This is a genomic window from Halomonas ventosae (assembly GCF_004361885.1).
In the GTDB taxonomy this organism is placed as follows: domain Bacteria; phylum Pseudomonadota; class Gammaproteobacteria; order Pseudomonadales; family Halomonadaceae; genus Halomonas; species Halomonas ventosae_C.
This window is the reverse complement of record NZ_SNWH01000002.1, coordinates 146,453-167,719: the sequence shown is the minus strand read 5'-3', so window position 1 is coordinate 167,719 and position 21,267 is coordinate 146,453. Positions and strand designations below refer to the sequence as shown.

Annotated in this window: 20 protein-coding genes; 18 read left to right on the top strand and 2 right to left on the bottom strand. The window is 67.3% G+C overall.

Annotation, left to right across the window (positions count from 1 at the left end; translation table 11 throughout):
• The first annotated feature begins 25 nt into the window (after window positions 1–25).
• The 8 genes from DFO68_RS02650 (at window position 26) to DFO68_RS02615 (ending at window position 7,947) form a co-directional block, all read left to right on the top strand.
• Window positions 26–1,033 carry a metal ABC transporter solute-binding protein, Zn/Mn family gene (locus DFO68_RS02650; RefSeq protein WP_133481770.1) on the top strand — a complete coding sequence of 336 codons (1,008 nt, stop codon included), beginning with the start codon at window positions 26–28 and terminating at the stop codon, window positions 1,031–1,033.
• A 227-nt stretch (window positions 1,034–1,260) separates the two neighbouring features.
• Window positions 1,261–1,569: a nucleotidyltransferase domain-containing protein gene (locus DFO68_RS02645; RefSeq protein ID WP_133481768.1), complete on the top strand. Its 309-nt coding sequence runs from the start codon at window positions 1,261–1,263 to the stop codon at window positions 1,567–1,569.
• A complete protein-coding gene (locus tag DFO68_RS02640) occupies window positions 1,566–1,925 on the top strand; it encodes a hypothetical protein (protein ID WP_243726393.1) in 360 nt (119 codons plus the stop codon). The genes DFO68_RS02645 and DFO68_RS02640 overlap by 4 nt, the downstream gene beginning before the upstream one ends.
• A 237-nt stretch (window positions 1,926–2,162) precedes the next feature.
• Window positions 2,163–2,375, top strand: coding sequence for a hypothetical protein (locus tag DFO68_RS15760; RefSeq protein WP_243726392.1), 213 nt, complete (start codon window positions 2,163–2,165; stop codon window positions 2,373–2,375).
• Complete coding sequence (locus DFO68_RS02630; RefSeq protein ID WP_133481766.1) at window positions 2,372–3,916, top strand: fatty acyl-CoA synthetase; 1,545 nt, start codon at window positions 2,372–2,374, stop codon at window positions 3,914–3,916. The genes DFO68_RS15760 and DFO68_RS02630 overlap by 4 nt, the downstream gene beginning before the upstream one ends.
• A 44-nt stretch (window positions 3,917–3,960) precedes the next feature.
• Complete coding sequence (locus DFO68_RS02625) at window positions 3,961–5,067, top strand: acyl-CoA dehydrogenase family protein (RefSeq protein WP_133481956.1); 1,107 nt, start codon at window positions 3,961–3,963, stop codon at window positions 5,065–5,067.
• Between the two features lie 14 nt (window positions 5,068–5,081).
• Complete coding sequence (gene bktB, locus DFO68_RS02620; RefSeq protein WP_133481764.1) at window positions 5,082–6,269, top strand: beta-ketothiolase BktB; 1,188 nt, start codon at window positions 5,082–5,084, stop codon at window positions 6,267–6,269.
• A 25-nt stretch (window positions 6,270–6,294) separates the two neighbouring features.
• Window positions 6,295–7,947, top strand: a complete 1,653-nt coding sequence (locus DFO68_RS02615) for a fatty acid--CoA ligase (RefSeq protein ID WP_133481762.1) — start codon at window positions 6,295–6,297, stop codon at window positions 7,945–7,947.
• Window position 7,948: 1 nt separating this feature from the next.
• On the opposite strand, the gene DFO68_RS02610 is transcribed toward DFO68_RS02615, so the two are convergent.
• Window positions 7,949–8,944, bottom strand: a complete 996-nt coding sequence (locus tag DFO68_RS02610) for an AraC family transcriptional regulator (RefSeq protein WP_133481759.1) — start codon at window positions 8,942–8,944, stop codon at window positions 7,949–7,951.
• 160 nt (window positions 8,945–9,104) lie between these two features.
• Between DFO68_RS02610 and DFO68_RS02605 the strand changes: the two genes are divergently transcribed.
• From DFO68_RS02605 to DFO68_RS02590, 4 genes are all read left to right on the top strand, one after another.
• On the top strand, window positions 9,105–9,788 hold the full coding sequence (locus DFO68_RS02605) for an ABC transporter ATP-binding protein (protein WP_133481756.1): 684 nt from the start codon (window positions 9,105–9,107) through the stop codon (window positions 9,786–9,788).
• On the top strand, window positions 9,785–10,501 hold the full coding sequence (locus DFO68_RS02600) for a TVP38/TMEM64 family protein (RefSeq protein WP_208107345.1): 717 nt from the start codon (window positions 9,785–9,787) through the stop codon (window positions 10,499–10,501). The genes DFO68_RS02605 and DFO68_RS02600 overlap by 4 nt, the downstream gene beginning before the upstream one ends.
• A 112-nt stretch (window positions 10,502–10,613) precedes the next feature.
• On the top strand, window positions 10,614–13,145 hold the full coding sequence (locus tag DFO68_RS02595; protein WP_133481753.1) for an ABC transporter permease: 2,532 nt from the start codon (window positions 10,614–10,616) through the stop codon (window positions 13,143–13,145).
• A complete protein-coding gene (locus tag DFO68_RS02590; protein ID WP_133481751.1) occupies window positions 13,142–14,296 on the top strand; it encodes a lipocalin-like domain-containing protein in 1,155 nt (384 codons plus the stop codon). Before DFO68_RS02595 ends, DFO68_RS02590 begins: the two co-directional genes overlap by 4 nt.
• 51 nt (window positions 14,297–14,347) lie before the next feature.
• Here the strand turns inward: DFO68_RS02590 and DFO68_RS02585 are convergent, their stop codons facing one another.
• Window positions 14,348–15,316, bottom strand: coding sequence for an ABC transporter substrate-binding protein (locus DFO68_RS02585; protein WP_133481748.1), 969 nt, complete (start codon window positions 15,314–15,316; stop codon window positions 14,348–14,350).
• A 318-nt stretch (window positions 15,317–15,634) separates the two neighbouring features.
• Here DFO68_RS02585 and DFO68_RS02580 point away from each other — a divergent pair, with 318 nt between their 5' ends.
• The 6 genes from DFO68_RS02580 (at window position 15,635) to DFO68_RS02555 (ending at window position 21,005) form a co-directional block, all read left to right on the top strand.
• A complete protein-coding gene (locus DFO68_RS02580) occupies window positions 15,635–16,666 on the top strand; it encodes an ABC transporter substrate-binding protein (RefSeq protein WP_133481745.1) in 1,032 nt (343 codons plus the stop codon).
• Entirely contained in the window at window positions 16,663–17,427 is a 765-nt protein-coding gene (locus DFO68_RS02575; RefSeq protein WP_208107344.1) for an ABC transporter permease, read from the top strand. The genes DFO68_RS02580 and DFO68_RS02575 overlap by 4 nt, the downstream gene beginning before the upstream one ends.
• Entirely contained in the window at window positions 17,424–18,194 is a 771-nt protein-coding gene (locus DFO68_RS02570) for an ABC transporter ATP-binding protein (protein WP_133481742.1), read from the top strand. The genes DFO68_RS02575 and DFO68_RS02570 overlap by 4 nt, the downstream gene beginning before the upstream one ends.
• Before the next feature lie 60 nt (window positions 18,195–18,254).
• Window positions 18,255–18,554, top strand: coding sequence for a hypothetical protein (locus DFO68_RS02565; RefSeq protein ID WP_133481740.1), 300 nt, complete (start codon window positions 18,255–18,257; stop codon window positions 18,552–18,554).
• Between the two features lie 171 nt (window positions 18,555–18,725).
• Complete coding sequence (locus tag DFO68_RS02560) at window positions 18,726–19,406, top strand: response regulator (protein WP_133481949.1); 681 nt, start codon at window positions 18,726–18,728, stop codon at window positions 19,404–19,406.
• 510 nt (window positions 19,407–19,916) lie between these two features.
• Window positions 19,917–21,005: a cytochrome-c peroxidase gene (locus DFO68_RS02555; protein WP_133481737.1), complete on the top strand. Its 1,089-nt coding sequence runs from the start codon at window positions 19,917–19,919 to the stop codon at window positions 21,003–21,005.
• Window positions 21,006–21,267: the final 262 nt, after the last annotated feature.

Sequence of the window (21,267 nt, the reverse complement as noted above, 5' to 3'; positions counted from 1 at the left end):
TGACAAACCACCGAGGAAGCTCTACATGCGCCTTTCCCGCCCCTTTGCCCTGCTCGCCGGGATCTCCACCCTGCTCGCCCTGCCCGCCGCCCTGGCCGCCGAGCGTGTCCAGGTGGTCACCAGCTTCAGCATCCTCGCCGACATGATCGAGAATGTCGGCGGCGTGCATGTCGAGGTGACCGCCCTGGTGGGGCCGGACAGCGATGCCCACGTCTACTCGCCGCACCCCACCGACGCCCGCGCCCTGGCCGAGGCCGACCTGGTGGTCTTCAACGGACTGCAATTCGAGGGCTGGATGGAGCGCCTGATCGACGCCAGCGACTTTGCCGGCCACCTGGTGGTGGCCAGCGACGGCATCGCGGGGAGGATCGCCGTCGCGGAGGAAGACGGCCATGATGGCCACGACGACGCCGAGGATCACGGCCATGAGGCGCCTGACGATGAGGGCAACGATGCCCACGACGGCCATGACCACGGCCCCATCGACCCCCACGCCTGGCAGGACTTGGGTCTGGGCCGCGTCTACGTGGCCAATATCCGCGACGGCCTGATCGCGGCCGACCCGGACCAAGGCGATGCCTACCGGGCCGGCGCCGAGCGCTACATTAACGAGATCGACGCCATTGATGCCGAGATCCGCGAACTGCTTGGCGAGATTCCCGCCTCCACCAGCGTGATCACCGGCCACGACTCTTTCGGCCACTTCGCCCGGGCCTATGGCCTGCGCTTCCTCTCGCCCCAGGGGCTCTCCACCGAGGCGGAGCCCAGCGCGGCTAACATGGCCCAGTTGATCGATGTGATCCGCGAGCAGAACGTCCAGGCGCTATTCCACGAGAACATGACCAGCCCCGCAATCATCAACCAGCTCGCCGAGGAGACCGGCCTGCCTGTCGCCGGCACCCTCTACGCCGATGCCCTGGCGGCGGAGGGCGAGGCCAGCACCTACCTGGGCATGATGCGCCACAACGCCCGCACCCTACATAACGCCCTGGCCCAGCCGGGCCGCGATAACCATGGTGACCACGATCACTGAAAGCTTCTTCCAGGAACGTTCTCCGTAGGCCCCGCCGGGTGTGCCTACGGCTTATCTCGCCTACGCGAGGGTAAGGAGCGTGGAAGACGCTCCCAGTGACAGCTGAACATCAGCGCTCAGAGCATCCTGCGGCTCTCCTGTGCCAGGCCGATGCCTGCACTGAAACAGATGCTAGACTCTGGCTATTGCAGGCATAGAACACCCGGTACTGCAAGGAGCCATACAGCATGCGACTCACTTGCTCCCAGCGAGAAACCATCCTCTCCTGCATTCGTCAATTCGCCGGAGAGGATATCGACGTACGAGTCTTCGGCTCGCGTCTCGACGATGCCCGACGCGGCGGGGACCTCGATCTGCTGCTGGTGTCCTCCAGCCCCATCTCGCTCCTCACCCGCGCCGAGTTGAAGCAGGCACTCGAGGCGCGCCTGGAGCTGCCTGTGGATATCGTGACTTATACACATGGCGATGAGCCGACGCCTTTCCAGGCCATCGCCATAAAGCATTCTCGGCCAGTCCACGTAGAGGATGCTGCATGACCCACGATATTCTCGAAGCGCAACAGCGCCATCTGGCTCAACTCATGGAAGCCATCCAGCGCTGTGCCTGGTTTCTCCACCAGTCCGAAGCCAAGATCGATTGGCCCATCGCTCCCGAATGGCTGGCAGAACACAAGAAGGATGTCGACCTCTTCGAGACACTCGCTGCCATCAATGAGCGGTTCGCCAAGTTGCAAGACTCACTGGCATCCGCCATGCGCCACAGTGCCCTGCTCGCGGGAGAGTCCTCCGACAGCTTCCTCAAGGTTCTGGTCTTTTTCGAGAAACAAGGTGTCATAGACGCCACCATAAGAGGCGCCTTCGGCCACCGCTTTACGTTGAGGGAAGCCCCCTAATACCTTGGCCGCATATGTCGGCAAGTCGCGCCATTGACTCGCAGCATGGCGAAATCACCGCTAAATATGGCACGAAATGCAAAGACTCTGACCCGATAGGTCAACCCTGAGCTCGCCTTTGCTCCTACCATGACTCCGAACACCGCCCGTGGCGTTACCCAACGGACAACAACAACGCAAAGGCACCTACATGCTCCATACCCGTCAGTTTGCTCTGGGCACTCTCTCGCTGCCTACATGCTGCTCGCCTCTCAGGCAGTCACCGCCGAGATCACCGATAACGAGATACGCATCGGCAACCTCGCCGATATGACCGGCGCCCACCGCGACCCCATCGGCCCTCTGGGCGAGGACGCCATCCGGATGGCCATTGTCGACTGGTCCAGGCGAGCGACGCCTGAGCCCCTCGACCTTCCCATCACAACAGCACAACTCGTGGAGATGAGATGACCATGCAGAGCCGCATCCAGCAGCACACTATCGGCGCGGCCCTGGCGCGCAGCGCCCGCAAGAACGGCAGCCGTCTGGCCCTGGTCTTCGATGATCACCGATGGACCTACGCCGAGCTCGACCGCGCGGCAAACCGGGTTGCCAACCGACTGCTTGCCCAGGGCCTGAGCCCCGGGGATCGCCTGGCGGTCTACGGCAAGAACTCCGACGCCTACGTGATCACCTGGCTGGCCGCCACCCGGGCCGGCCTGATCCATGTGCCGATCAACTTCGCCCTGAGCAGCGAGGAGCTCAGCTATATCCTCGAGCAGTCGGGCGCCAGCGGCTTGCTCAGCGACCTCAGCCTGGCCGACAAGGTGGCGGCGGCCAGCAGCGCGGTCGACCTGACGCTCTCGGGCACCCTGCATGCCCCGAAGAGCGACGGCTTCGACGTGCTGAAGGCGGCCCGCTCCGAGGGCGACGACAAAGAGCCGTCGGTGGAGCTCGACGGCCAGAGCCTGGCCCAGCTGCTCTATACCTCGGGCACCACCACCGCCCCCAAGGCGGCGATGATGACCCACCAGGCACTGCTCGCCGAGTACATGGCCTGCATGGTGGAACTCGACATCAAGGCCGACGAGCCGATGCTGGCCGCTCTGCCCCTCTACCACTCAGCGCAGATACACGTCTTCCTGATGCCGGCCCTGCTGCTGGGTGCAACAGTTCACCTGCGGGAGGCGCCGGCACCCGACGACTGCCTGGCCCAGATCGAGCGCCACGGCATCGTCTCCTTCTTTGCCCCGCCGACGGTGTGGATCGGCCTGCTACACCACCCCGAGTTCGATCGCCACGAACTGAACCAGCTGAAGAAGGCCTACTACGGAGCCTCCATCATGCCGGTGCCGGTACTCGAGGAGCTACGCCGGCGCATCCCCGGCGTGGGGCTCTACAACTGCTACGGCCAGAGCGAGATCGCCCCGCTGGCCACGGTGCTACGACCCGAGGAGCACGATGCCCGTCCGGCATCGGCGGGCCGCCCCATCCTCACCGTAGAGACGCGCATCGTCGACGCCGAGATGAACGATGTCCCGCCGGGGGAGCACGGCGAGGTCGTCCACCGCTCGCCGCAGCTGCTCACCGGCTACTGGGACAAGCCGGAGATGACCGAGGAGGCCTTCCTGGGCGGCTGGTTCCACTCCGGCGATGTGGGCTACCTCGACGAGGCGGGCTATCTCTTTATCGTCGACCGCATCAAGGATGTCATCAACACCGGCGGCGTGGTGGTGGCCAGCCGCGAGGTGGAGGAGGTGCTGTTCCAGCACCCCGCCGTTTCCGAGGTGGCCGTGATCGGCATGCCCGACGAGAAGTGGATCGAGGCGATCATTGCCGTGGTAGTGCTCAAGGAGGGCGAAGAGGTCAGCGAGACCGCACTGATCGAGCATGCTCGCGAGCACATGGCCCACTACAAGGTGCCCAAGCAGGTCCACTTCAGCGATGCCCTGCCCAAGAGCACCTCCGGCAAGATTCTCAAGCGACACCTGCGCAAGGAGCTGCAAGCGTGACTTCGAGTACACCACAGGACGAGCTGACCCCGCTGTTTCACGACATGATCTGCCGCTTCCTCGACCAGGAAGTTGCGCCCCACTACGCGGCCTGGGAGGAGGCCGGCGAGGTGCCTCGTGACCTCTGGAAACTCATGGGCGAGGCGGGGCTGCTGGGCATCGACATGCCGGAGCCGCTGGGCGGTACCGGCGCCGACTTCTCCATCACCCAGCTGGTCGTCGAGGAGATCTCGCGGCGCGGATTCGGCGGTCTGGCCAGCGCCTACAATATCCACGCCAATATCGTCATGCCCTACCTGCTGCATATCGCCACCCCGGCGCAACAGCAGCGCTGGCTGCCGGCCATGGCCAGCGGCGAGGTCGTCGGCGCCATCGCCATGACCGAGCCCGGCGCCGGCAGCGACCTGGCCGGCATGAAGACCCGCGCCCGGCACACCGCCGATGGCTGGCGACTGGATGGCAGCAAGATCTTCATCACCAACGGCCAGGTGGCCGACATGGTGATCGTCTGCGCCAAGACCGACCCCGAGGCCGGCGCCAGGGGGGTCTCGCTCTTCCTGGTCGACACCGCCCTGCCCGGCTTCTCCCGCGGCCAGCCGATCAAGAAGATCGGCCAGCACGCCAGCGATACCGCCGAGCTGTTCTTCGACGGCGTCGAGCTGCCTGCAGATGCCCTGCTCGGCGAGGAGGGCAAGGGTTTCGCCTACCTGATGCAGGAACTACCCCGGGAGCGCCTCGGTGTCGGTGCCCAGGCCCTGGGCGCCATGCAGGGTGCCCTGGAGCTCACCCTGGCGTACGTCAAGGAGCGCCGCGCCTTCGGCCAGCGGGTTGGCGACTTCCAGAACACCCGCTTTACCCTGGCCGGGGTGCAGTCGGATATCGAACTGGGCCGCGCCTACCTGGAGAAGTGCATGGCGCAGTACCGCCAGGGCGCCATGGGGCCGACCGAGGCCGCCATCCTCAAGCTGCGTCTCACCGAGATGCAGTGCGCCACCGCCGACGTCTGCCTGCAGCTGTTCGGCGGCTACGGCTATACCCGTGAATACCCCATCTCGCGCTTCTATCTGGATGCCCGGGTGCAGACCATCTACGCCGGCACCTCGGAGATCATGAAGGAAGTCATTGCCCGCTCGCTGCTGGGCAAGGCCTGAAACTGGAGAATCTCATGCAACTTGATTCCGTCGTAATCCTGAGTGGAGCCCGCACCGCCATCGGCGACTTGGGCGGCAGCCTCTCGGGCCTCGCCCCCCATGAGCTCGGCACTGTCACCGCCCGCGAGGCGCTCAAGCGTGCCGGCGTCGAGGCTGAGGCCATCGATCACGCCGTCTACGGCCATATCATCACCACCGGCCCCCAGGACGCCTACCTGGCCCGACATATCGCCCGGGACACAGGGGCCCCCGATGAGGCCGGCGCCTTCAACGTCAACCGCCTATGCGGGTCGGGAGTGCAGGCCGTGCTGTCTGCCGCCCAGCAGATCGCCCTGGGCGACAGCCGCCTGGCCCTGGCCGGCGGTGCCGAGTCCATGAGCCGCGGCGCTTATCTGCTACCGCCCCAGGCCCGCAGCGGCCTGCGCATGGGCCATGCGGCGGTCACCGACCTGACCCTGGGCGTCCTTAGCGATCCTTTCGGCAGCGGTCATATGGGCTGCACCGCCGAGAACATCGCCAGCCGCTACGGCTTCAGCCGCGAGGCGGTGGATCGCTTCGCCATGGAGAGCCACCACAAGGCGGCTCGGGCGATCGCCGAGGGGCGCTTCACGGAGCAAATCGTTCCGGTCAGCGTCCGAGTCGGCAAGCAGGAGCGTGTCTTCGATCGTGACGAGCATGTACGCGACTCGGTCACTCTGGAGGACCTCGCCCGGCTCAAGCCCGCCTTTCAGAAGGATGGGCTGGTCACCGCTGGCAACGCCTCGGGCCTCAACGACGCGGCGGCCAGCCTGGTGTTGGCCAGTGCCGACGAGGCCAAGCAACGTGCCCTGACGCCCCGGGCAAAGCTGCTCACCGGCACCACCGCCGGGGTCGAGCCGCACTTGATGGGACTGGGGCCGATTCCCGCGGTGCGCCGCTGCCTAGCCCAGGCCGGCTTGTCCATCAGCGATATCGATGTCATCGAGTCCAACGAAGCCTTCGCCGCCCAAGCCATGGCCGTGGCCGATGCGCTGGAGTTCCCCGCCGAGCGTCTCAACCCCAACGGCGGTGCCGTGGCCCTGGGACACCCGGTGGGCGCCACCGGCGCCATTCTGGTGATCAAGGCCCTGGCGGAACTAGAGCGCACCCGTGGCCGCTACGGCCTGATCACCCTGTGCATCGGCGGTGGCCAGGGCATCGCCCTGCTTATCGAGCGCTGCTGATCTGGAGCCCCCAGGAGACATCACAATGACAACCGTTACCCCCAAGATCCTGCCACCCACGCCCTCCGCGACCCACTCGCCGCTGCTGATCGGTGATCTGCTGGAGAGCGGCGTGCGCATGGCCGACAACAACGAGATCATCTACCGCGACCTGAGCCGCCACGACTACCGCCGCTTCCGTGAGCGGGTGCATCAGCTTGCTCACCTGCTCAACACCCAAGGCGTCAAGGCTGGTGACGTGGTGGCGGTGCTCGACTGGGACAGTCACCGCTATCTGGAGGCCTTCTTCGCCATCCCCATGCTCGGCGCGGTGCTGCACACCGTGAACGTGCGCCTCTCCCCAGAGCAGATCCATTACACCATGGAGCACGCCGAAGATGACTTCGTGCTGGTGCATCAGGACTTCGTGCCACTGCTGGAGGGACTCCACGATCGGCTACCGCGCATTAGCGGCTACCTGTTGTGCCAGGATGAGGCCGGTGAGATCGACACCCCCCTGCTACTGGTGGGCGAGTATGAGGCGCGGCTGGCCGAACAACCTGTCCACTATGACTTCCCCACCTTCGACGAGAACGCGGTGGCCACGCTTTTCTATACCACTGGAACCACCGGCAACCCAAAGGGCGTCTACTTCAGCCATCGCCAGCTGGTGCTGCACACCCTGACCGAGGCCAGCATCTTCCAGGCAGCGGGGGTCGAGCTGCTCAATCGCGACAAGGTCTACATGCCGATCACGCCGATGTTCCACGTGCATGCGTGGGGCGCGCCCTATACCGCCACCCTGCTCGGCGCTACCCAGGTCTACCCGGGACGCTACGAGCCCGAGATGCTGATCACGCTGCTGGTCGAGGAGCGGGTGGACTTCTCCCACTGCGTACCCACTCTGCTGGGCATGGTGCTGAACGCCGAACCCATCGCCTCGGGCCGGGTCGACCTCTCCGGCTGGAAGCTGCTGATCGGTGGTAGCTCGCTGACCCAGGCGCTGGCGCGCCGCGCCCATGAGCTGGGTATCGATACCCGCAGCGCCTACGGCATGTCGGAAACCTGCCCGCTACTCACCGCCGACGTCCTGCCACGGGATATCGCCGAGGCCGATTTCGAGACTCAGCTGCCATGGCGCTGCAAGGCCGGCTTGGCCATGCCGCTGGTGAAGCTACAGGTGGTGGACGAGGACGGCACGCCGCTGCCCAACGATGGTGAGAGCATCGGTGAAGTGCGCGTCCGCGCCCCCTGGCTGACCCAGGCCTACTACAAGGAGACCACCCGCAGCGAGGCGCTATGGCGCGACGGCTGGCTGCATACCGGCGACGTAGCCAGCCTCGATGAGCGCGGCTTCCTGTATATCCGCGACCGCATTAAGGATGTGATTAAGACTGGCGGCGAATGGGTCTCATCACTAGAGCTGGAGAGCCTGATCGCCCAGTGCCCTGATGTGGCCGAGGTAGCGGTAATCGGCGTGACCGACGAGCAGTGGGGCGAGCGCCCTGCCGCCCTGATAGTACCCAAGGATCTCAACCATCCACCGGCAAGCGAAGAGGTGCAGGCCTTCCTCATGCAGTTCGTTAACGAGGGGCGCATCAATCGCTGGGCGCTGCCCGCCTACATCCGCTTCGTCGACGAGATTCCCAAGACCAGCGTGGGCAAACTCGACAAAAAACGAATCCGCCAGGAGATATAACTCAGGCCCGCCGCCGGTAGGCGGCGGGCGTATCCCCGGTCCAGACACGGAAGGCTCGGCTGAAGCAAGCCTGATCCTCGAAGCCGAGCCGTTCGGCGATACCGGCCAGAGGTTGGTCGCTGCGGGTCAGAGCCTGGACGGCGACATCTCGACGGCACTCATCCTTCACCGCCTGGAAGCGAGTGCCCTCCGCGGCCAGTCGCCGCGACAGGGTACGCACCGACATGTGCAGCACCTCGGCCACCTCCGCCACTCCGGCGGCATAGGCGCCATGGCGGATCAGGTACTCGCGCACCCGGTGGGAGAGCAGGCGCTCCTCGAAGGAGACGTAGAACCAGTCCGCCGGGGCACGCTGGAGGAAGGCGCCCAGTTGTCGCTTGGTCTGACGAATCGGTTCGTCGAGCACCGTCACGTCGAAGTAAATGGCGGTCTGGGGGCGATCGAAGAGCAGTCGCCCGGGATAGAAGTAGCGGTAGTCGGCACTGTGCTCGGGCTGCGGGTAGGCGCATTCCAGGATGATCGGCGGAATCTTGCGGGTGATCATCCAGGAGGCAATGCCGTGAAGCAGCTTGAGCATCAGCTCATGTACCAGGATGCGGCTGCCCGTTGGAGGCCGATGCTCCACCAAGCCAACGCGCACCAGGCCGTCACCATAGCTGACCTCGTAGCCGAAGTCATCGAGCAGGATACGGAAGAATAGACGATAGCGATGCAGAGCGACCCTCAGAGTGGGGGCCTCCAGCAGGCTCAGGCAGAGCAGCTTGAGGGTGCCACCGCGCAGTGGCCGGGCGAAGAAGCCCGGTGTCTCATCGTCGCAGGCGTTGACCAGTAATCGGTAGAGGGTGACAAATTGCTCAACAGTGACCCGCCCATGGGGCGACTCCAGCAACCGCGGCGAGATACCGGCACGGCGCAGCAAACTGACGCGCTTGGCCTCCATCTCCGGCACGCCCTGAAACAACTCGCTGACGAAATGCTGCGATACCGTCACCGTCATGCACTGTGCCTCCTCGAATCCTGTGGCTGATGCATCCCCCGTTATACCCGACCGCGACATCGGCGACACCCCTCCCTCCGTGGCCTGTGGCTAACGCGCGTTCTGTGCCACCATCCCTTCCTGAGCCTTGTCAGCAAACGCCAGCGCCAGGGAGTCCGTCATGCTCGAGTTCCGCCAGGTCACCAAGGCCTATGCCACCCCCCAGGGGCCACTGGAGGTGCTGGCCGGGGTCGACCTGACCCTGGCCGCCGGTGAGAGCCTGGCGCTGATGGGCGAGTCGGGCAGCGGCAAATCGACCCTGCTGCACCTGGCCGCGGGCCTCGACCTGCCCGACCGCGGCCAGGTCAGGGTGGCCGGCCTCGCCATCTCGTCGCTCGGCGAGGCCGGCCGGGCACGGCTGCGACGCGAGACCCTGGGCCTGGTGTTCCAGCAGTTTCACCTGGTGCCGAGCCTGAGCGTGCGCGATAACCTGCGTCTGCAGGCGCGCCTGGCCGGCCGCGAGGATAGCGCCTGGACAGCCGAGCTCCTCGAGCGGCTGGGCCTGACCGGGTTGACGAAGCGCTACCCCGAACAGCTCTCCGGCGGCCAGCAGCAGCGCCTGGCCATCGGCCGCGCCCTGGCGCCGCGCCCGGCCCTGCTGCTCGCCGACGAGCCCACCGGCAACCTCGACGAGGGCAGCGCCGACGAGGTGCTCGAGCTGCTGCTGGCCCTGGTACGCGACACCGGTTGCGCCCTGCTGATGGTTACCCACAGCCCACGGGTCGCCGCCCCTCTGGACCGCTGCCTGCACCTCACCCATGGCCATCTCGGCCAATTCCGCGCGACCAGGACACCAACACCGTGACCACCCACGCCGTCTGGGCCTTCAGGGCCGGGCTCCTCGTCATCGTGACGGCGATCATGGCCGGCATCTGGTGGCTGCTCCAGGCGCTGGGCCTGCCCATGAGCTTCTCCCCCGCCGGCATCGCCGCCTGGTTCAACAGCCAGGGCAACCTGGGGCCCCTGCTGCTGCTGCTGTTGATGCTGCTGGCGGTGGTGGTGGGCCCGATTCCCACCCTGCCGGTGACCGCGGCCGCTGGGCTGGCCTTCGGCCTGCTCCCCGGCGCCTTGCTGTCGATCATCGGCGCCATGGCCGGGGCCATGATCGCCTTCACCCTGGCCCGCCTGCTGGGGCGGGATGCCCTGCGCGCCAGGCTGCCGAGCAATCCGTTGTTCGGTAGCCAGGGGTCGCAGCGCCTGCTGTTCCTGACCGTGCTGGTCACGCGCCTGGTGCCCATCTTCTCGTTTGCACTGGTCAGCTATGCCGCCGGCGTCACTGCCATCAGCGTGGGGCGCTTCGCGCTGGGTACGGTAATCGGCATGCTGCCCATGACCCTGGTGTTCGCCAGCCTCGGGCGCGCCTTCGAGCTGAACCCGCTGCTATCGATCACAGCCGCCATCGTTATCCTCACCGTGATGACCCTGCTGCCCTGGTACCTGAGCCGACAGCGCCACTCCCGGCTGGCCCGCTGGCTGCATCTCGACGACGAGCCAGCCAATAAAGCCGGTCATAAGTAGCCGCTGCTTGGCACCTCGGCGGACGCCTGCACTCCCTGCCTTCTCGCTTGTATGAGACGATACCGGCACCAGGGGCCCTAGCGCTCCGCTCGCTCGCCAGCCACGTACCTCCATGCTCACTGCCCTGCTGACCCTGCTCTCCCACTATCGCCGTCATCCCGGCCAGCTCGCCTTGCTGCTGCTGGGCCTGTGGGTGGCCGGCGCGCTGTGGAGCGGCGTGCAGGCGATCAACGCCTCGGCCCGCGACAGCTACGCCCGCGCCGAGGCGCTGTTCACCACTGGCCTGGACCGCCTGGAGCGCCGCGACGGCAAGCCCCTCGCCCGGGCGGACTTCGTCAGCCTGCGCCGCCAGGGCCTGGCCGTCTCACCGCTGCTGGAGGGCACGCTGGTCACCGCGCTGGGCGAGCGGCTGACGGTGATCGGCATCGACCCGCTGACCCTGCCCGGCGACAGCGCCTTCGCCACGGCGGGCAGCCCATCCGCGTCACACCCGGGCGAACTTACGGCCTTCTTCACCCCGCCCTGGCAGACCCGGCTGGCCCCGGATACCACCCCGCGACTGGGGCTCGAGCGACAGGCGGCCCCGGGCGCCGAGCCCGCGCTGGCCGATGGCCAACGGCTGCCGCCGCTGGTCCTTTCCCCGGCGCTGCCGCCGGATACCCTGGTGGTGGACATCGCCGTCGCGGCCCGGCTACTGGAGCGTGGCACCACGCTCAGCCGGCTGGTGACCGCGGCCGGCGAACTGGAGTCGGCCCCCGCGGGCTACCGCCTGACCCGCGCCGACACCCGGGTCGACCCCGGCGAACTTACCGCGAGCTTCCACCTCAACCTCACCGCCATGGCGCTGCTGGCGCTGATCGTCGGGCTGTTCATCGTCCAGGCGGCGCTGGGGCTGGCGCTGGAGCAGCGCCTGGGGCTGCTGCGCACCCTGCGCGCGCTGGGCGTGCCGGGGCGCACCCTGGTCGCCCTGCTGGCCCTCGAGCTGGCCCTGCTGGGCCTTATCGGCGCCCTGGCCGGTATCGCCAGCGGCGCCTGGCTGGCCAGTGCCCTGCTGCCGGACGTGGCGGCCACCCTGCAGAGCCTCTACGGCGCCGCGGTGGGCGTACAGCTGCGTCTACCCTGGCACTACTGGCTGGGCGGGCTCGGGGTGACCCTGGGCGGGCTCTTCGTCGCCGGCAGCGGTATCCTGTGGCGAGCCGCGCGGCTCGGCGTGCTGGGGCTCGGCCAGGCCCAAGCGTGGCGTGCGGGCTTCCAGCGCCAGCTGCGTGGCCAGGCCATCGCCGGCAGCCTCGCGGCCCTGCTGGCCCTGGCGGTGTGGACCTGGCTGGCCGCACAGCCTGCCGGCGAGGGGCTGGTCGCCGGCTTCGTCATGATCGCGACGATGATGCTGGCCTGCGCCCTCTGGCTGTCGCCGCTGCTGGCGGCGGGGCTTTCCGGCCTGGGCCGGCTCGCCCGGCCACACCCCTTGACCCAGTGGGCGCTGGCCGACCTGCAGCTCCAGCTGCCGCGCCTCTCGCTTGCCATGATGGCGCTGCTGATCGCGCTCTCCGCCAACCTGGGGGTGGGCAGCATGGTCGGCGGCTTTCGCCTCACCTTCCTCGACTGGCTCGACCAGCGGCTGACCGCCGACCTCTACCTGCGCCCGCCGGTCGGGCAGTTTGATAGCGTTCAGGAGTGGCTAGCCGCGCGCGACGAGATCGCCGAGCTGCTGCCCACCGCCGACGGCGAGTCCACCCTGCTCGAAGTGCAGGACGCCGCCGGCCGGCGGACCCTCCAGGTGCCGGTGTCGCTGTTCGGCATCACCCCGGGCGAGCGGCTCACCCCCACCTGGCCACTGCTCGAGACCCGGGCCGGGCGGGAAGCGGCCTGGACCGCCCTCGAGGCGGGCGAGGCCTTCATCAACGAGCAGCTGGCCCTCGGCCAAGGCATCGCCCCCGGGGAGCGGCTGGTGCTGCGCTCGCCGGGCGGCCAGGAGCGGGTGACGGTGGCCGCCATCTACCCCGACTACGGCAACCCCCGCGGCGAGGTGCTGCTGGCCACCGCCGCGCTGCGGGAGCGCTTCGCCGCCGCGCCGGGGTCGCTGGGCATCGTGCTCGCCGACACCGGCACGCCGGGGAGTCGCCGGGCCGAGGCGCTCTCCCGTGCGCTCGACGAGCGCTTCGCGCTGGGCCGCGACGCATTGCGCGACCAGCGCGAGGTCAAGGCGCTCTCCACCGAGATCTTCGAGCGCACCTTCGCCATCACCCGGGCCCTCAACGCCCTGACCCTGGCCGTGGCGGCCCTGGCCCTGCTCGCCAGCCTGCTGGCCCAGGCCCGGGAGCGCCGTCGCCGGCTCGCCCCGCTGTGGGCACTGGGGGTGACCCGCGCTCGTCTGGCGGGCATCCAGCTGGCTCAGCTGGGTGGCGTCTCGCTGCTCACGGGGCTGGCCGCCGTGCCGCTGGGCATCGCCATCACCGTTTGTCTCGTGGCGGTGATCAACGTGGCCGCCTTCGGCTGGCGCCTGCCGCTGCATGTCTTCCCCGCCGAGATCGGGCTGACCCTGGCCACGGCGATCGGGGTCGCGCTGCTGGCGGCCGGCCTGCCGGCGCTGACGCTATGGCGCACGCCACCCCGCACCCTGCTGGCTGAGGAGGAGGCAACATGAGACGAGCCCTGTCGTGGCTGCTGGTACTACTGATGGCCCTGCTGGCCGGCTGCGAGGACCACACGCCTCGCGACCCGGGCGCTGGCTTCGCCGGTCTGGGCGCCAAGGCCGGCGGCTTCCGGCAGGCCACACCCGACACCCCATTGCGCTTTCCCGAGGACCACGGCCCCCACCCCCACTACCGCCTGGAGTGGTGGTACCTGACCGCCAACCTGGAAGACGAGAGCGGCGAGCCGCTGGGCGTGCAGTGGACCCTGTTCCGCCAGGCCCAGCTGCCGCCCGCCGCGCGCCCCGAGACGCCTAGCCCCTGGGCCGTGGACCAGCTGTGGATGGCCCACATGGCGGTCTCGCAGGGCGCTACCCACCGGGTAGCCGAGCGCTTCGCCCGCAGCGGTTCGCGGGAAAGTGATCCCGAACGCGACCAGGCGGGCGTCACCGCGGCCCCCTTCCGTGCCTGGCTCGATGACTGGCGCATGACCAGCCGCGTCAGCGACCCGGACCGGAATGCCCTGTCGCGGCTCGAGGTGGTCGCCACGGCCGAGCGCGACGGGGCCTCCTTCGGCTACCGACTGGCACTGGAGGCCGACGGCCCGCTGGTCTTGCACGGCGAAAAAGGCTTCAGCCAGAAGTCCGCCGACGGCCAGGGCTCGATCTATGTCAGCCAGCCCTTCTATCGGGTCAGCGGCGAGGTCACCCTGGACGGCGAGCCGCGCCGGGTGACCGGCCGCGCCTGGCTCGACCGCGAGTGGAGCAGCCAGCTGCTCGGCCCCGCCCAGGCGGGCTGGGACTGGTTCTCGCTGCACCTGGCCGATGGCCACAAGCTGATGGCCTTCCGCCTGCGCGGCGGGAGCCAGAAAGGGGGCAACTACCTCTCCGGCAGCTGGATCATCCCCGAGGGCGAAACCACGCCCCTGGATGACGACCGCCTCGTCCTCGAGCCCCTGGCCACCGCCAGCGTTGCCGGACGTGAGCTGCCCATCCGCTGGCATCTCGAGGTGCCGTCACAGGGCATCGACCTGGAGATCGTGGCGCCTCACACCGAGCGCTGGATGGATACCTCGGTGGCCTACTGGGAGGGCGAGGTGAATGTCTTCGACCACGCCAGCGGCGCGCCAAGAGGGCGGGGCTATCTGGAGATGACCGGCTACTGAACCGCCGAACATTGGGCGCTCACCTGCCGCAGTGAGAAGATCACGGCCGGCTCAGGCGTCGGGGATTTCCAGCGCCTGCTGCACAGCCGACCAGCCCGGCTCGCCGTCGCGGGTGGTCACGCCTTCCAGGAAGGCCTGCACCTTGGCCGGGTTGGCGCGTAGCCACGCCAGCGCCACCGCCTCGGGCTCGCGCTCCTCGTAGCTGAAGCCACGAATCATCGCGCTCTGGTCATCGGCGGTGAAGCTGAGCTGGTCGAGCAGCCGGGTGGCATTGGGGGCAGCCTCGGCGAAGTCGCTGGTCACCAGGGTGCGCACGTCGCTGCGCCCCCCCTCGGGGCCCCACATGTTCTGGGTATCGGTCAGGTACTCGATGTCGTACTCGATGTTCATCCAGTGAGGCGTCCAGCCGGCGAAGACGATCCACTCTCCGCGGTCGATGGCCGCGTCCACCGCGCTGAGCATGCCCGGCGTGGAGGTTTCGGAGAGCTTCCAGTCACCCAGGCCATAGGTATCGTTCTCGACCGCCTCGTTGAGGGTGTCGCTCATGCCCGAGCCGACCTCGATGGAGTAGACGGTACGATCAAACTTGTCGGCGATCGCCTCGTCGGCCAGATCCTCGGCAGAGGTCACACCGGCGTCGTAGACATAGCTGGGCACCGCGAAACCCAGTCGTGCGCCCTCGACATTGTTGCCGAGATCAACGATCAGGCCCTTCTCCATGGTGGTGTCGTACATACTCTGCTGGGAGGGCAACCAGGCGGCGAGGAAGGCATCCAGCTCATGCTGAGTGAGGGCCTCATAGGTGATGGTAGAGCCCAGCTCCTGCTGGCGGGTCTGGTAGCCAAGAACCTCCAGCAGCTGGGCTGCCAGGGCGCTCTTGACGGTCACCCCGGGCCAGGGGGGCACTGAGAAGCGCACCAGGGCAGGCTCTTCAGCAAGAGTAGTGGAGCTCCAGGCGAACGGGGCGACCAGCAGGGCACCGGCCAGGGCAAGGGTCAGGGGGCGATCGAACGCTTTCATCGGGTCTCCTTGGCATGTCATGCCATGAATGGACATAGCCGAAACCTTATCCGCCGGCGCCGTTCAAGGCAAAAATCGCCCCGCGGACAAGGTGACGATTGTTCAGCCACCCTCTGGCCGAGCCAGTCAATCTGCACGGTTTCGATCCAGTAACCGTCTACGTCCCTGCCACTTCACATGGCGTGACACCATGGCGGAAAGCGGCAGGGCCGCATCAAATAACATATATGTATAAAAAATTATTTTATATAAATATTTCAGGCATAAGAGGCCCAGGCACTAGGATGAACGGTCGTGATTCACGCCCGGAGAGAGCCCATGTCCCGCGTCCCCCGTCTACTCGCCCCCCTGCTGGCCCTGCTGATCACCGCCGGCCCGGCCCAGGCCACCGACACCAACACCCGCCTCGAGGTGGGCTACATGCCGATCCTGCCAGTCGCCCAGTTGTTCGTCATGGAAGGCGAAGGCTGGCCCACCGAGGCCGGCCTCGAGCTCGAGCTGACCCGCTTCTCCAGCGGCCCGGCCATGGTGCAAGCCCTGGCCTCCGGCGAGCTCGACGTCATGTACTTCGGCATCGGCCCGGCCATGGTCGCCCGCGCCAATGGCGTGCCGATCAAGGTGCTGGCGGCCAGCATCCGCGAGCAGATCGGCCTGGTCGCCCGCGGCGAGCTGGCGGACACTTTCGCCCGCGTCGAAGATCCCGCCGAGGCCATCGCCCGCTTCACCGAGGCGCAGGGCCGCAAGCCGAAGATCGCCACCTTCCCCCGCGGCTCGGTGCCCGACACCGTACTGCGCTACTGGCTGATCGAACGGCTGGGCGTGGGCGAGGAGGCCGTGGAGATCGTCGCCATGGGTGCCGACCGGGTCCAGCAGGCGCTGCTGGCCGGGGCGGTGGATGGCGCCTCGATCCTCGAGCCGATCCTCACCACCGTGCAGGAGCGCGACGACAGCGCCCGGGTCGTGGCCCGTGCCGATGAGATGCTGCCCGGCCAGCCCGGCGCCGTACTGGCGGCCCGTGAGAAAGTGCTGGAGGCGCACCCCGAGGCCATGCGTAAGCTGATGGCCCTGCATCTGCGCGCCACCGAGGTACTGCGCGAGGAGCCCGAGCGCGCTGCACCCCATGTTCGCGAGTTCGTCGGCAAGCGACTGATCGGGCTCGATACTGTGGAGGCCGCCCTGCGCTCGCCCTCCTCGAACTACCTCGCCGACCCCCATGCCATCCGCGAGGCCACCCGCACCATGCATGACTTCCAGATCGCCCAGGGCACGCTCAGCAAACGCGTCGACCTGGATGCGCTGTTCGACACCGACCTCTACGATGCGCTGGCCAAGGAGCTCGCGGGACCATGACACCGGTCCTGTCGCGCTATCGCCGCAGCCTGCTCGGCGCCCTGGGCCTGGCCGCCTTCCTGCTGCTCTGGGAACTGGCCCTGCGCAGCGGCCTGTTGCCCGGCAGCCTGGTGCCACTGCCCTCGGCGATTCCCGGCGTCCTGGCCGCCGAGATCGCCGATGGCATCTGGCTCGAGGTGGTGACGGCAAGCCTCGCCCACTACAGCGTGGGCCTGCTGCTGGGCTCGCTGCTGGGCATCACCGTGGGCGTCTCGGCGGCGATGCTGCCCGTGTTCGACGCCCTTCACGCCTGGCTGGCCCGGCTGCTGCGCCCCATTCCGCCGCTGGCCTGGATCCCCTTCGCCATCATCTGGTTCGGCATCAACCCCTCGGCGGCGGCCTTCATCATCAGCATCGGCGTGTTCTGGATCAACTACTTCGCCAGCGTCAGCGCGGTGCGCGCGGTGGACCCAGGCTATGTCGAGGTCGCCCGGGCCTTCGGCCAGGGCGGCTTTTTGGCGCGGCTGACCAAGGTCAGCCTGCCGGCGGCGGCCCCGGGTATCCTGGGCGGGCTGCGTGCCGGCCTGGGCCAGGGCTGGATGACGGTGGTGGCCGCCGAGCTATTCGGCATTCCGGGCATCGGCCAGCGCATGATGGAGGCCTCCAGCCTGCTCGCCACCGACATCGTGGTGGTCTACATGCTGACCATCGCCGGGCTCTATGCGGCCTTCGACTTTCTGTTCATGACGCTGCAGCGCCGGCTGCTCAGGTGGCAGCCATGACCGCCTCCCAGACGACCCTGCCCCCGGTGCTTCGCGCGCGAGGCCTCCGGCTGGGCTTCGACGCCACCGCGGTGCTCACCGGCGTCGACCTGGACCTGCACCTCCGGGAGTTCGTCGCCGTGGTGGGCGCCTCGGGAGTCGGCAAGTCGACCCTGCTACGCGCCCTGGCCGGCCTGCTCGCCCCCCAGGGGGGCACGGTCGAGATTCCCGAGGGCCGAGCCCGCGACACCCGGGCCTGGTCGATGGTCTTCCAGTCACCGCGGCTCTTCCCCTGGCGTCGCGTGCGCGCCAACGTGGAACTAGGCCTGGAGGGGCTGGCCCTCTCCCGGGCCGAACGACGTCGGCGGGCGCTGGAGCCCCTGGCGCTGGTGGGGCTGGAGGAGCTCGCCGAGCGCTGGCCGCATACCCTGTCGGGCGGCCAGCAGCAGCGGGTGGGCATCGCCCGGGCCTTGGCCGTGCGCCCGCGAGTCCTGTTCATGGACGAACCCTTCTCGGCGCTGGACGCCATCACCCGGCGCCGCCTCCAGCAGGAGCTGGTCGACCTGCGCCGCCGTACCGAGGCCGCCATCGTCTTCGTCACCCACGACATCGAGGAGGCCGTGCTGCTCGCCGACCGGGTGATGGTGCTGGGTGGCCAGACAGCGGCCCAGCCGGCAGGCGTGGTAGAAACCCTCGATATCCCGTTGCCGCTGGACCACCGCCGCGATCACCCGGGCTTCGCCGACTGCCTGCAAGCCGTCGAGCGCCATATCGGGGGCGCCCACTGACGTCCCGCCCCCTCACTCCCGACATCCGCCGCCCTCACCCCCCGAAAACCAGGAGGCCCCATGACGACGCTGCGCGTCCTGCTGCATGCCCCCACCGCCGAGGCCCTCGCTCGGGCACGGCGTAACGCCCGCCACCTGGGCAAGGCCCATCCCGATGCCGAGATGCTGATCCTGGCCAACGCGGAGGCGGTGGCCGCGGCCCTGGCGATCCCCGACGAGACCGACCCCCTGCTGCGGCTGTGCCGCAACTCCCTGGCCGCTCAGGGGCTCGACAACAGCTCAGGCCTCGCGGAAGTCGAGGCGGCGGTGGTCACCCTGGCCGAGCGGCAGGCCGAGGGCTGGGCCTATATCCGCGCCTGAACCGGCAAGCGAGACTACCCTCGAGGCCAGCGAGACACGCTATCTGCCATGAGCGGCCACGGCTGCAAGCGCTTGCCACGTGGGCTCGACAAGCTCTGCGGGCGAGGCGACCATCGGCATGAACAGGGCCACTATCGGCCCCCTTTGGAAGTCGGAAGAGTGACCCACCCCATGCGCATCCTGCTGGTAGAGGACGACCCTAGCCTGGCGGCGGGCATCCGCCTGGCCCTCAAGCCCGAACACTACACCGTGGACCTGTTGACCGATGGCCGTGAGGCCCTGGCTGCCCTCGAGGGCAGCGAGCCCTTCGATGCGGTGATTCTCGACCTCGGCCTGCCGAGGCTCGACGGCATGCAGGTGCTGGAGGCGACACGCCGCCGGGGCAACCGCGTCCCGGTGCTGGTGCTGACCGCTCGCGACGGCATCGACGACCGCATCGCCGGCCTAGACGCCGGCGCCGACGACTACCTGATCAAGCCTTTCCAGGTCGCCGAGCTCAAGGCCCGCCTGCGCGCCTTGTTGCGCCGCAGCCAGGGACAGGTCAGCAGCGTGCTGGAGGTACGTGGCATCCGCCTAGACCCGGCGACCCACAGCGTCAGTTACCAGGGCGAGCCGGTGCCACTCTCGCGGCGCGAGTTCAGCCTGCTGCAGGAGTTCCTCGCCCACCCCGGCCGAGTGTTCACCCGCGACACCCTCACCCAGCTGGTCTACGGCTGGGACGAGGAGGTGGAAAGCAATGCCATCGAGGTGCATGTGCATCACCTGCGCCGCAAATTCTTTCCCGAGCTGATCCGTACCCTGCGCGGCATCGGCTATGTGCTCGACAGCCCCGCGCCGGACAGGACGGGCTGATGTCGATCCGTCGCCGCACCCTCGGCGTGGTGCTGCTGGTCTTCAGGCTGAGCATGCTGGCCATCGGCGTATTCAGCCACCGGACATAGGCAACAGGAACGTCTTAAGGTTCTTGTAAGAATCACATGCTTACGTAGCTAGACGACCGGCAATGTTCTGCAGGTGGCTCCTGACCCAATCGCAGAGATAGCTCATGACTGCCATGGTGCTTTCGACCAGAGCCTTGAAGCCTTGCAACTGTTCAACCTGTTCGCTCTGGCCAACCTGGCACTGGCACAGCGATGCCAGAAACATCTTGAAGGGATCAGTGCGTCTTGAATCTGGCCAAACTGCCGGGCAGTAAAGGCCACCCGACGGTGGTCTGAAGCGAGCTGCTGGAGCCATAAATGGCTCTCGAGCAGCACACGCGCAACAACCGCTGAACTGCTCAGTGGCTCCATAAAAAACCGTTTATTGTCAGATCATTGTATGCCTTAACCGCTTTTCGAAACGACAAGGAGGAAGCGTATCATGAAAGCTATCCAACCAACCCGCGGGCGGCTGCTTGCGGCTGCTGCGGCTCTCTTGGTGGCAGGTAATGCCGCCGCTTATGATTGGCAGGCATTGCCCGAGAAACCGCCATCGCCCAAGCACAACCCCACCACCGAGGCCAAGGTGGAGCTGGGCAAGAAGCTGTACTTCGACCCGCGCTACTCGGCAAGTGGCACCGTCTCCTGCAACACCTGCCACAACCTCATGGAAGGCAGCGACGACGGCAGGCCCACCTCCATGGGCGTGTTCGGCCGCACCGGCCCACGCAACGCACCACCGGTGTGGAATGCTGCTTTCATGTCCACCCAGTTCTGGGACGGGCGAGCCAAGAACCTCGAGGAGCAGGCCAAAGGACCGATCACCGCCGGGGTGGAGATGGGCATGGGGTCGATGGATATGGCCGTTGAGCGCGTCATATCCATCGACGGTTACCGAGAGCTGTTCGCGAAGGCCTTCCCCGGGGATAGCAACCCGACCACGGTGGACAACTTCGTCAAGGCGGTGGCCGCCTTCGAGCGCACGCTGATCACCCCCAACAGCCCCTATGACCAATACGTCAAGGGTGACAAGAGCGCCCTGAGCGATCAGCAGGTACGGGGCATGAAAACCTTCAACGAGGTCGGCTGCACCAGTTGCCACAGTGGTCCCGCATTCAATGGCCCGCAGATGAACATGCCGGAGGGCCAGGGCTTTTACCAAAAATTCCCGACCTTTACCGACAACGAGTACGTCAAGAAGTACAACCTCATGGCGGACAAGGGGCGGGCCCGGGGCACCGGCAAGGAATCCGACTTGCACATGTACAAGGTGCCGACCCTGCGTAACGTCACCCTGACCGCGCCGTACTTCCACAATGGCCAAGTCGAGACACTGCCCGAGGCGGTGCGCGTCATGGGCAAGGTCCAGCTCAACAAGGATCTCTCCAAGCAACAGGTGACTGATATCGTGGCATTCCTGAACGGCCTGACCGGGGAGTTCCCGGAGATCACCATGCCCCGGTTGCCCTCCAACCCCGGCGAGACCGTGGTCGAGGTTAGCGGGGACGCGGAGAGCGTCAGCGCCCACTAAAGTATCCTCCTGCCTACAGCGCCCGCCGGCCCTCGGCCAGCGGGCGCTATCTACGCACCATCCCCAATCTCGACGAGACGCGGCCGGCTTATCGCCACCGGTGGGTTTCTGCTGCTGCCACCCTGGAGACGTTTATCGCGCAAGCTCTGCGCGTTGAAGCTTCGTGATGGCCGGGCAAGAAGATGTCATAAAAAGCAACGCATCGAGGTGTCTATGCATTACCCGCGCCGCAAGCGCTTCGCTGAGTTGACCCGCCCGCTGC

Excerpts from the sequence above, each read along its gene's own strand:
- DFO68_RS02585 (WP_133481748.1), bottom strand. The coding sequence starts at position 15,316 with ATGAAAGCGTTCGATCGCCCCCTGACCCTTGCCCTGGCCGGTGCCCTG.
- DFO68_RS02555 (WP_133481737.1), top strand. The coding sequence starts at position 19,917 with ATGAAAGCTATCCAACCAACCCGCGGGCGGCTGCTTGCGGCTGCTGCG.
- DFO68_RS02650 (WP_133481770.1), top strand. The coding sequence starts at position 26 with ATGCGCCTTTCCCGCCCCTTTGCCCTGCTCGCCGGGATCTCCACCCTG.
- DFO68_RS02615 (WP_133481762.1), top strand. The coding sequence starts at position 6,295 with ATGACAACCGTTACCCCCAAGATCCTGCCACCCACGCCCTCCGCGACC.
- DFO68_RS02605 (WP_133481756.1), top strand. The coding sequence starts at position 9,105 with ATGCTCGAGTTCCGCCAGGTCACCAAGGCCTATGCCACCCCCCAGGGG.
- DFO68_RS02640 (WP_243726393.1), top strand. The coding sequence starts at position 1,566 with ATGACCCACGATATTCTCGAAGCGCAACAGCGCCATCTGGCTCAACTC.
- DFO68_RS02645 (WP_133481768.1), top strand. The coding sequence starts at position 1,261 with ATGCGACTCACTTGCTCCCAGCGAGAAACCATCCTCTCCTGCATTCGT.
- DFO68_RS02625 (WP_133481956.1), top strand. The coding sequence starts at position 3,961 with ATGATCTGCCGCTTCCTCGACCAGGAAGTTGCGCCCCACTACGCGGCC.
- DFO68_RS02590 (WP_133481751.1), top strand. The coding sequence starts at position 13,142 with ATGAGACGAGCCCTGTCGTGGCTGCTGGTACTACTGATGGCCCTGCTG.
- DFO68_RS02570 (WP_133481742.1), top strand. The coding sequence starts at position 17,424 with ATGACCGCCTCCCAGACGACCCTGCCCCCGGTGCTTCGCGCGCGAGGC.
- DFO68_RS02575 (WP_208107344.1), top strand. The coding sequence starts at position 16,663 with ATGACACCGGTCCTGTCGCGCTATCGCCGCAGCCTGCTCGGCGCCCTG.
- DFO68_RS02610 (WP_133481759.1), bottom strand. The coding sequence starts at position 8,944 with ATGACGGTGACGGTATCGCAGCATTTCGTCAGCGAGTTGTTTCAGGGC.
- DFO68_RS02630 (WP_133481766.1), top strand. The coding sequence starts at position 2,372 with ATGACCATGCAGAGCCGCATCCAGCAGCACACTATCGGCGCGGCCCTG.
- DFO68_RS02595 (WP_133481753.1), top strand. The coding sequence starts at position 10,614 with ATGCTCACTGCCCTGCTGACCCTGCTCTCCCACTATCGCCGTCATCCC.
- DFO68_RS02560 (WP_133481949.1), top strand. The coding sequence starts at position 18,726 with ATGCGCATCCTGCTGGTAGAGGACGACCCTAGCCTGGCGGCGGGCATC.
- bktB (WP_133481764.1), top strand. The coding sequence starts at position 5,082 with ATGCAACTTGATTCCGTCGTAATCCTGAGTGGAGCCCGCACCGCCATC.
- DFO68_RS02565 (WP_133481740.1), top strand. The coding sequence starts at position 18,255 with ATGACGACGCTGCGCGTCCTGCTGCATGCCCCCACCGCCGAGGCCCTC.
- DFO68_RS02580 (WP_133481745.1), top strand. The coding sequence starts at position 15,635 with ATGTCCCGCGTCCCCCGTCTACTCGCCCCCCTGCTGGCCCTGCTGATC.
- DFO68_RS15760 (WP_243726392.1), top strand. The coding sequence starts at position 2,163 with ATGCTGCTCGCCTCTCAGGCAGTCACCGCCGAGATCACCGATAACGAG.